The 9103-nt window shown below is 70.5% G+C and carries 9 protein-coding genes; 6 read left to right on the top strand and 3 right to left on the bottom strand.

Annotated features, from left to right (window positions below; translation table 11 throughout):
* Positions 1–798: 798 nt before the first annotated feature.
* On the bottom strand, positions 799–1485 hold the full coding sequence (locus ACIRG6_RS26525; RefSeq protein WP_364684179.1) for a ScbR family autoregulator-binding transcription factor: 687 nt from the start codon (positions 1483–1485) through the stop codon (positions 799–801).
* Positions 1486–2017: 532 nt separating this feature from the next.
* Here ACIRG6_RS26525 and ACIRG6_RS26520 point away from each other — a divergent pair.
* The 3 genes from ACIRG6_RS26520 to ACIRG6_RS26510 all read left to right on the top strand — a co-directional run bounded on the left by ACIRG6_RS26520 (position 2018) and on the right by ACIRG6_RS26510 (position 5311).
* Positions 2018–2812: an HAD family hydrolase gene (locus ACIRG6_RS26520; RefSeq protein WP_403324779.1), complete on the top strand. Its 795-nt coding sequence runs from the start codon at positions 2018–2020 to the stop codon at positions 2810–2812.
* 408 nt (positions 2813–3220) lie between these two features.
* Complete coding sequence (locus ACIRG6_RS26515) at positions 3221–4492, top strand: alpha-L-fucosidase (protein ID WP_403324778.1); 1272 nt, start codon at positions 3221–3223, stop codon at positions 4490–4492.
* Between the two features lie 273 nt (positions 4493–4765).
* Positions 4766–5311 (top strand): EF-hand domain-containing protein, encoded by a 546-nt coding sequence (locus ACIRG6_RS26510; protein ID WP_350720847.1) that lies wholly within the window; start codon positions 4766–4768, stop codon positions 5309–5311.
* A 92-nt stretch (positions 5312–5403) separates the two neighbouring features.
* Here the strand turns inward: ACIRG6_RS26510 and ACIRG6_RS26505 are convergent, their stop codons facing one another.
* Entirely contained in the window at positions 5404–6351 is a 948-nt protein-coding gene (locus ACIRG6_RS26505) for an alpha/beta hydrolase (protein ID WP_403324777.1), read from the bottom strand.
* 116 nt (positions 6352–6467) lie between these two features.
* Here ACIRG6_RS26505 and ACIRG6_RS26500 point away from each other — a divergent pair, with 116 nt between their 5' ends.
* From ACIRG6_RS26500 to ACIRG6_RS26490, 3 genes are all read left to right on the top strand, one after another.
* On the top strand, positions 6468–6914 hold the full coding sequence (locus ACIRG6_RS26500; protein ID WP_403324776.1) for a MarR family winged helix-turn-helix transcriptional regulator: 447 nt from the start codon (positions 6468–6470) through the stop codon (positions 6912–6914).
* 119 nt (positions 6915–7033) lie between these two features.
* Positions 7034–7483, top strand: a complete 450-nt coding sequence (locus ACIRG6_RS26495) for a nuclear transport factor 2 family protein (protein ID WP_364684167.1) — start codon at positions 7034–7036, stop codon at positions 7481–7483.
* A gap of 178 nt (positions 7484–7661) precedes the next feature.
* Complete coding sequence (locus ACIRG6_RS26490) at positions 7662–8033, top strand: hypothetical protein (protein WP_364824284.1); 372 nt, start codon at positions 7662–7664, stop codon at positions 8031–8033.
* Between the two features lie 98 nt (positions 8034–8131).
* On the opposite strand, the gene ACIRG6_RS26485 is transcribed toward ACIRG6_RS26490, so the two are convergent.
* The gene (locus ACIRG6_RS26485) at positions 8132–8962 is read right to left on the bottom strand and encodes an SDR family NAD(P)-dependent oxidoreductase (protein ID WP_364684163.1); all 831 of its coding nucleotides are present in this window, start codon (positions 8960–8962) and stop codon (positions 8132–8134) included.
* Positions 8963–9103: the final 141 nt, after the last annotated feature.

Below are 9103 nucleotides of genomic sequence, written 5' to 3'. Positions count from 1 at the left end.
GGCGCGGGGCCCCGGGGGGGGGGGGGCGGCGGGGGGGGGGTGGGGGGGGCCCCGGGGGGGGGGGGGGGGCCGGGGGGCGCCCCCCCCCGCGGGGGGGGGGGGGGGGGGGGGGGGGCCCCCCCCCCCCCCCGCCGCTGCCTCAGCCGGCCCAGGACGGCGAGCTCGGCCGGGCCGCGCCCTACGAGCTCCGCTCCCGAACAACAGGTCGTAGCCGCAGGAAAGTTGCTTCAGAGCGCGATCGGCGGCGGCCCCCGGCAGCAGCTGGACGGCACTGCGCCACCTGGCTGGCGGTGAGCAACACATCCGGCTCCTCGTCACTCACCCGCCTGCCTGACGCCCCGATCAGCCAGCCAACGCCGCGCAGCCTGGAGCGGACGCGTACGCCCCCGTGTGGGTCCCGCCGGACCATCCAGACGCACCTGCCGGATGGTCCGGCGGGCTGGAGCCGCAGCCGCCGCAGCTCGGGGAGACGGGCATCGCCCGTCCCGGCTTCGACCCCGCCCGTCTCACCGTGCAGGAGGTCACCTACGGCCGCGAGGAGGCGCTGCGCCGCTGGCTGCACCTGGACGGCGCCCGCCCGCCGGCCATCGTCACCACCGATCCCGGCGGCCTGGGCGAGCACACTCCGGGCGAGCTTGCCGTCGCCCGGCTCCTGCACGACACGGACGACGCCCGGCTCACCCGGCAGCTGGCCGACTGGCTCCACCAGCGCAGTACCGCCGCACCGCCGGGAGCAGCTCCAGTGGAGCGCCGCGACGGCTGCCTGGGCGTGCCACATGCGCGCTGCAGGGCCGGCCGCTACCGGGTGCCGCCGTGCCCGGCGGTGGTGGGCGCCGGCGGGGCCGCCCCGAAGGCGAGCGGAGCGCCGTCGGCCGGAGGGGGCACCGGGGCGCGCTCCGGGGGCGGGTCCCGCTGGAGTGAGGGAAGGGTCAGGTGCCACCAGTCGGCGAGACGGCCGGTGAGCGCTTCCGGCCCTTCCAGTGCCTCGGTGAGGACACAGAAACCGAAGAAGGCGCGGACCAGGGTGCGGGCGGTGGGGGCCGGGCGGACATGGGCGGCCAGTTGACCCTCACTGAGGGCCTGGGCGAGCAGCCGCGTGGCCGCGGCAGCCCAGAGGGCGAAGGGGTCGGGAAGCTGCGCGTTGATGGTGTTGCGCTCCGCCCACAGTCGGGCGCCCGCACGCGTCAGGGGGTCCTCAGAAAGGGCGCGGGCGATCTCGTAACTCAGAACGACGAGGCGGTCGAGCGAGGGCACGGTCCGGTCCTCGTACCGCGGGGCGAGGCCGGACCAGGTGGCGAAGCCGTCGCGGACGACGGCGAGGGCGATGCCTTCCTTGTTGGCGTAGTGGAAATAGACGGAGCCGCTGGTCCGCCCGGACCGGGCGCATATCTCGTTGACGCTGGTCCCCGCGTACCCCTGCCGGGCGAAGAGGCAGGCGGCCGCCTCCAGGAGTGATCTGCGGGTTTCTCTGGCCCGTTCCTGCACGTTCCCGTGCCCCTCGCCTCGTTGTCGGATGAACGACGGAAAATGTAGTGCGCCCGCGTACGCCTGGAGCAAACAGGCGTCAACTGCGTGCCGTTATTGCACGTTTTTTCGAATGCACGCGCGCGAGAGTGGCAAGTGACTCTTCAGGGTTGATTCCCGCGCCGTCGGTCGACGGCGTCGTCGCACGTCGGCGGAGTGTGCGTGCCACGGAGGCTCGCGCCAAGTCCCCCTTTTCCACGACGCATTGGCTGACTCGGAAACCGGATCCCGGACTCACCGCAAAGGCCCGTGTACACCCTTTCCGCGCCGCGGTCGAGCACTCGAAGTAGTGATTGTGCTGCCGTTCGCGCTCAAAATAACGTAGCTGTCGCAATGTTTTCCTTTTGCGGCTGATGCCTCGAAATGCGAATCGTTCCGGTCGAGGGGATCGACGACGGGACGGCGACGGCCCTGGAGGGCCCGTCTCGGACGGCCGCAACCTTCACTCCGCGGTCCCGCGACACGCGTGACCGCCCGCCCCCAGGAGGCCACCGTGGCACCGATGTCACGTTTTCTCCAGAACTGGTACCCCGAGGCGGTCGTCTTCGACTGCGACGGGACCCTGATGGACACCGAGCGCCACTGGCAGGACGCCCGCAACCGGGCCTTCCGCGAGTTCGGACTGCTGCCGCCGCCGGGTTTCGCGGAACGAGCCAAGGGCGTGCACTACGTGGACTGCGGGCGCCTCATGGCCCAGGAGACGAACAAGCCCGAACTGGCCACGGAGCTGACGGCGGCGCTCCTCGGGCACTTCCTGGCCCTCGTCGCGGAAGACCCGCTGACCATGCCGGGCGCCGCCGAGTTCGTACGGCTGTGCGCCCGCCGGGTTCCGCTGGCGGTGGCCAGCAACTGCCCGCTGGAAGTGGTGGACGAGAGCCTCGGCCGCGCCGGACTGCGCCGGTACTTCCGCCACGTCGTCGTGCCCACGGTGATGCCGGGCGAGCCCGGCGCGGAGGAGACGGCGAAGGCGGCGGCGCTGGGTGAGGAGGGCCAGGTGGTGCGGCCCAAACCGTGGCCCGACGTCTACAGCACGGCGGCGCGCCTGTGCGGGGTCCCTCCAGCGACCGCCCTCGCCGTCGAGGACTCCCTCACCGGGATCGAGTCGGCGTGGCGCGCGGGTCTGCGGGTGATCGGGGCAGGCCCGCTGCCGAACGGCGGTGACACCGGGCACGCCGACGTCTGGGTCACGGGGCTGGACGCCGAGGAGGTGCTGGCGTGGGCACGGGAGGCGATGCCGGCCCGGGGCCCGGGCGCCGAACGCGCCGATGGGGACCCCACATCGACGTAGAAGGCGTCCCGCGCCGTAGGACGGAGCAGTGGATCTGGGGTGGCACGAACCCGCGTCCATCAAGGTTCGGTGGCACACCCACTGTGCGATGGCATCGAACAGTGGGTGTCCTGCGCCACCGAAGTCCGTTCGTCGTCACCGAAGTCCGCCGATCAGCAGATTCGTGTCAGCGAAGTTCGGCCGAGGGGACGCGGAGAGGCGACGGCCGCCCCCGGCGCGCCGCATCGTCGCCCGCTCCGGCAGTACACACGGGCCGGCGATACATCTGGTTTTCGCCGGTGATCCTGGTCTACCTTCCCAGAAGATCCACGATCCTGAAGTCGAGACGACTTTTCCTCATACCCTGAGCGGCAGCAACCTGGGCTCGTCGGCACGATGTCTTCCCCAAGATCTGCGAGGAACGGTTCCATGACCATGCAGCCCTGGTTCACCGAGGCCAAACTGGGCGTCTTCGTGCACTACGGCATCTACGCGGTCGAGGGAGTTCCTGAATCCTGGGCCTTCTTCGACTCGGTCATGCCGCACGACCAGTACATGCGCCAGCTCGACGGCTTCACCGCCTCCGCCTTCGACGCCGGCGCCTGGGCACGGCTCTTCGCCCGCGCCGGTGCCGGCTACGCCGTTCTGACGGCTCGTCACCACGACGGAGTGGCTCTGTGGGACACGGGGTTCGGCGATCTCAGCGTGGTCCGCCGCACACCCGCGGGCCGCGACCTGGTCGCCGAATACGTGAAAGCGATGCGAGAAGGAGGTCTGAAGGCCGGCCTCTACTACTCGCACTCCGACTGGAACCATCCCGACTACGCCACCGTGCGGCACCCCCGGCCGCCGCACCCCGAGCTGGTCGACAGCCCGTACGTGTCCCCGGCCCCGGGGGCGGAGGACCCGCGTGCATGGAACCGCTACCTCGACTACCGGGACGGTCAGGTACGCGAACTGCTCACCCGGTTCAGGCCGGACCTGATCTGGTTCGACGGTGAATGGGAACGCTCGGCGGAACAGTGGCGCATGTCCGAACTGGCCCGGACGATCCGCGACCTGTCACCGGACACGATGTGCAACGCCCGCCTGCTCGGCCACGGAGACTACGCCACCCCCGAGCAAGGACTGCCCATGTCCGCCCCGGCCACCGCCTGGGAGCTGTGCCTGACGGTCAACGACTCCTGGGGGTACCGGCCGCAGGACGGCAACCACAAGACGGTCGGACAGCTGGTGCGGTACTTCGCGGAGACGATCGGCATGGGAGGCAACCTGCTGCTCGGCGTCGGCCCGCGGGCGGACGGCACCATCCCGGCGGAGCAGGCCCAGCGGCTCGAAGGGCTCGGAGACTGGACACGGCGCCACTCCGCGGCCGTCCACGGCAGCGTCGCCGGACTGCCGCCGGGGCACCACTACGGTCCGAGTACCTTGTCCCCGGACCACCGCACGCTGTACCTGGTCTGCTTCGATCCGCCGAGCGAGACGGTCTCCGTGCGCGGATTGCGCAACGCGGTACGCCGGGTCAGTGTGCTGGGAACCGGGACCGAACTCGCCCACCGGGTCACCGGCGGCCTGCACGACGTCCCCGGCGTGCTGTGGATAGACGCGCCCCCGCAGGCCGACATCGCCCCGCACGGCACCGTCCTCGCCGTCGAACTCGACGGAGAACTGGAGCTCTACACCGGTCGGGGCCGCGACTGATTGAGGAGAGCGCGGCTGGTGCGAGGGCGGCGATACCGGATCACCGGCAACAAGTGCCTGGACACCGCGCAGACCGTCTTCCCCACCGATCGGGCCGGGCGCCGCGTCATCACGGCAGTCAGGACGCCTCGCCCCCCGGGGGCAAACCGGCGCGGGGGGTTGTTCGGACGGGGCGTTGTGTCACGCGCCGGGACTGGAGCGATCCGGTGCGCTGTTGGGTGAGGGGCCGGACGGGACAGGCTGTCCCCAACAGGAAGCGTCAGGGGGCTTGTGGTGGCCAGTGGGTTTCAGAGAGCGAAGATTCAGGCGATGTTCGACGCGTTCGACGCGGACGGCAACGGTTATCTGGAGGAAGGGGACTTCGAAGCGCTCGCGGCGCGCTGGGGTCGTCTGCCGCGGGTGGCGGCCAGTCCGGAGCTCGCCGGGCGTGTGCGCAGCGTGACCCTGGGGTGGTGGCCGTATCTCGCTGAGGCCGCTGACGCGGACGGGGGCGGACAGGTCGGCATGGACGAGTTGATGACCGTGGTCGATCGTCTGCCGTTGATGCGGGAAGCCGTCGCGGCGACGGCAGAGACCATCTTCGACGCGGTGGACGAGAACGGGGACGGCCGAATCTCCCGCGTCGAACACCAGCGGCTGATCGATACGTGGCACGGCCGCAGCACGACCACGGGGGAGGTCTTCGACCGTCTCGACCAGGACGGCGACGGGTACCTCAGCCGTACGGAGTTCGCCCTGCTGTGGACCCAGTTCTGGATCAGCGACGATCCGGCCGAGCCCGGCAATGTGATGTGCGGACCCATCACTCCAGCCGCCTGACGCTGCGTCAGAACTGCTGGCCGGAGTGGTGTCGCGGTGTCCGCCTCGCCGTCGGGTCCGGTCCCTCCGGCCGGCACGCTCGGCCGTCACCGTCAGGTGGTCCGCCACTGTGGACGCACCGGGTCGAGACGGTCGCCGTCCGCTTCGTCGCCGTTCAGGTGGGCGTTGAGGAAACGGGCGGCGCGGTCCAGTGCGGCGTCCGCCTCGTCGAGACGTCCGTAGTGGTGCTGGAAGACATGGGGGAGTCCGGGGCCTACTTCGAGAGTGACCTCGACATCGTCGGCGCCCGCGCGCCCGGCCAGCCGCACCGCGTCATCGAGCAGCACCTCGTTCGCCCCGACCTGCACGAGGAGTGGGGGCAGTCCGGTGAGGTCGGCGAACACCGGGCTGGCGAGGGGATGCGCCCGGTCGCCTGCGCCGAGGTAGAGATCGGCGTAGGCGCGGATGTCGGACTCGGTGAAGATGGGGTCGGCGTCCTCCTTGGAACGGATGCTTCTTCCGGCGAGGGTGAGGTCGGCCCAGGGGGAGAAGACGACCACGGCGGCTGGTTGCGGCAGCCCGGCTGCCCGGGCTGCGAGCAGGGTGGCGATGCTCAGGCCGCCGCCGGCGGAGTCGCCTGCCACCACGAGGTCCCGCGGGTCGGTACCCCCTGCCAGCAGCTCGCGGTAGGCCGCGAGCCCGTCGTCGACGGCTGCGGGGAAGGGGTGTTCCGGCGCCAGCCGGTAGTCCACCGATATCGCTCGCAGCCCGGCACGGCGGGACAGTTCGCCGACCAGGCCGGCATGGGTGTCCGGCGAGCCGATCACGTAGCCGCCGCCGTGCAGGTAGAGCAGCCGGCCGCGGCCGCGGACTCCGGCCGGCTCCAGCTCCAGGGCAGGCCGCCCGCCCAGGACGGTCCAGCGGGAGACCACGCCCTCCGGCGCGGGGCGGGCGACGGCCGCTGTGAAACCGTTGCGCTGTTCCTCGACAGTGGGTCGCGTCTCGTTGCGAGGGGCGGAGCGGAGCAGGGCGTCCAGGGCGTCGCGCTGTTGACGGGACATGCGGGGCCTCCGTGAGTCGGGTGCGGTGCGAGGATGGATTCCAAGGAATCCATCTGCCTGAGCCCAACCGGATTCGATGGAAGATGATTCCCGGGAATCCACTGGAGGTTGTTGTCGTGAGCCGCGTCACCCCGATCTTCACCGACATCGTCCGCGTCGAGACCCGGCTCTACAACGCGGTGAGCGCTCGCCTGCGTGCCGAACGGGGTATAGGGCTGGGGCAGTTCGAGTTCCTGGAGATCATCGACCGCCTACCGGGATGCCGCGTACTCGACATCGCCGGTGAGCTGGCGATCACGGTGGGGGCCGTCAGCAAGGCGGTCGACCGGCTGGTGGCTGCGGGCTGGTGCCTGCGGGACGCGCACCCCCAGGACCGCCGGTCCTCCGTCATCCGCCTCACTCCCCAGGGTGAGAAGGAGCTGGCCACCTCCCGCCCCATCGTCGAAAGCGAACTCGTCTCGCTGACCGCGGTGGTCCCCCCTGAAGACATGTCCCGTATCGCCTCAGCCCTGGCCACCCTCCGCGCGAACCTCGAGGAGAACTCCCACGGTCAGCCGGGCTGAGGGGACCTGGCCTGAGCTCGCGAACGGCGACGCTCCCGTCCTAGCTCAGTCCGGACGCGCCGCACAACGATGTCTGATTGCCGCCAGCAAGGCTCGTCCGTAGTGCTCATGCTGGCGGCATGACACTGTCATTCACCACGGAGTCGGCAGAGGTCCTGACCGGCATGTACGCGGCTGAGGCGGAATATCTGGCGGCGGGAGGACCCGGCGAGGCGTCGTTCGACCTGCTCGCCCCCTTCTTCGCGCCGGATGTCGAGCTGCATCAGGCCGACGCTCTGCCCTACGGGGGTGTTTGGCGTGGGCACGAGGGCATGACCCAGTTCTTCCTCCTGATGGGAGAGGTGTGGGAGTCGTTCCACATGGTGGAGCAGCAGTTCCTTGCCACCGGTGAGACCGCGGTCGTGCTCACGCAGGTCCGTGCTCGCGCTCGCGCGAGCGGCCGTGAACTCGGCTTCCCGATTCTGCAAGCGATCACGGTCAAGAACGGGCGGATCACCGAGGTCCGTCCGTTCTACTGGGACACGCGGGCGATCGCCGATGCCTGCGCCGTGCCGACACCGACAGACTGAGGTCGACGGCGCAGCCACCGATGCACCGACAGCCGGTGTGGAGGCCCGTCGGGCCGCTGGACCCGTGAGATCATCATGTCCTGAGGCTCGGTCCTTGGTGCTGCCTTCCTGCTGACCACAGGCTGAACGGTCGCTCGGGGTCCGGCGGCACCGAACTGCGGCAGGTGGGGGATCGGGCGTGGGGGACAGCAGGGCGACGGATGCGCGCCGGGAGCGTGCTCGTGCCGAGCGGCTGACCGAAGGGCTGACCGTCGCCCTGGCGTCGGCTTTCTCGTTCGGCCTGCTGGCCGGCCCGGCGGTGGTCTTCGGTACGACCACCTGGCACCTGGTCACCGACACCGGCACCACCACGTTCAGCCGATTCTTGGTTCCAGTGGTCTTCCTCGCTCTGGTGGCGCTGCCGCTCATCTCGGCCCGCGAGGTGTTCCGCTCGGGTCGGCGCAAGAACAAGGAGCGACTGACGGCGGCCGTCCCGGCGGCACTGACCTTGCTCGGCGCGTCCGCCGTGCCGTTCGCGGTTCTGTGCCTGGTCTTCGTGTACGCCGACTGACCTCGAATCGGTCCTCGTCATCCATCTGCCGTCACCGTCCGCCTGATCGCCGACCCGGGCATGCTGTGCCGCGACCCTCGGTCACGGGGCGGTGGCTGTTACGCGTGGGGCGGGCGCAGGTCAAGGAGTCGGTGGGTCAGTTCCATCAGGCGCTTGCGGGCCTTTGCGTCGTACGCCTGCTCGTGGGCGCGCGTGTCGGTGAACTGGTCGAAGTAACGCCCGGTGGTGTCTTCCAGGTCCGGGTCGAGCACCAGTCGCACGGTGGGCCGCACGCCCTCCTCGATGCCGGCGACCGGAGTCAGGCCGTACGCGCGCACTCCCGCGGTGTCCATCAGATGCGCGGGGTGGAGGGTGTTGACCGTGACGGAGGTCCCTTTCAGCTCGGCGGCCAGCTCGAACGTCGCCATGATCATCGCGAGCTTGCTGCGGCAGTACGCGCGCAGGCCCTCGTAGCCCCGCTCCAGCATCACATCGTCGAAGTCGACGGCTTCCTGCCCTGTGGAGGCGACGTTGACCACGCGAGCGGGCGCGGAGGCCGTCAGCAGGGGCAGCAGGTCGCGGGTGAGGGCGTACGGGGCGAGGTGGTTGACGGCGAACCGCAGCTCGTGTCCTTGTCGGCTCACTTCCCGGCGGAGGGGTTCCGCGCCGCCGCCGGCGACGGCGTTGTTGACCAGTGCGTCAAGGCGGGGTTCGGCGGCGCGGATCCGGGCGGCCATGTCGTGCACCTGGTCGAGGTCGGCCAGGTCCGCGAGGTAGGTGCGTACGGTGGCGCCGGAGACGGTGTTCCTCACCTCGGAGGCCACCGCCTCGAGGCGCCGGCGGTCACGACCGTGCAGCAGGACGGTGTGGCCCCGCTCGGCGAGTTCGAAGGCGACACCACGGCCCAGGCCCTGGCTCGTACCGGTGATCAAAACGGTGCGTCGGCTCATGTCGATCACCCTGACCGGGGGGCCGGTGACACAGGGAGAGCGTGATGAGCCTGGTGTCAGCACCACCAGCCAGGAGTCACCCGTCATCGGCAAGATCGTGCCGCTCGGCTGCGGAGGGAAGTTCGACACAGGCCTCATCGC

The sequence above is a fragment of the Streptomyces flaveolus genome (assembly GCF_044765825.1).
In the GTDB taxonomy this organism is placed as follows: domain Bacteria; phylum Actinomycetota; class Actinomycetes; order Streptomycetales; family Streptomycetaceae; genus Streptomyces; species Streptomyces flaveolus.
This window is presented reverse-complemented; position numbering and strand designations above follow the sequence as displayed.

What these genes read in the sequence shown, in the direction of transcription:
- ACIRG6_RS26485 (WP_364684163.1), bottom strand. Translation starts at nt 8,962, where the DNA reads ATGAGCCGACGCACCGTTTTGATCACCGGTACGAGCCAGGGCCTGGGC.
- ACIRG6_RS26495 (WP_364684167.1), top strand. Translation starts at nt 7,034, where the DNA reads ATGACACTGTCATTCACCACGGAGTCGGCAGAGGTCCTGACCGGCATG.
- ACIRG6_RS26515 (WP_403324778.1), top strand. Translation starts at nt 3,221, where the DNA reads ATGACCATGCAGCCCTGGTTCACCGAGGCCAAACTGGGCGTCTTCGTG.
- ACIRG6_RS26505 (WP_403324777.1), bottom strand. Translation starts at nt 6,351, where the DNA reads ATGTCCCGTCAACAGCGCGACGCCCTGGACGCCCTGCTCCGCTCCGCC.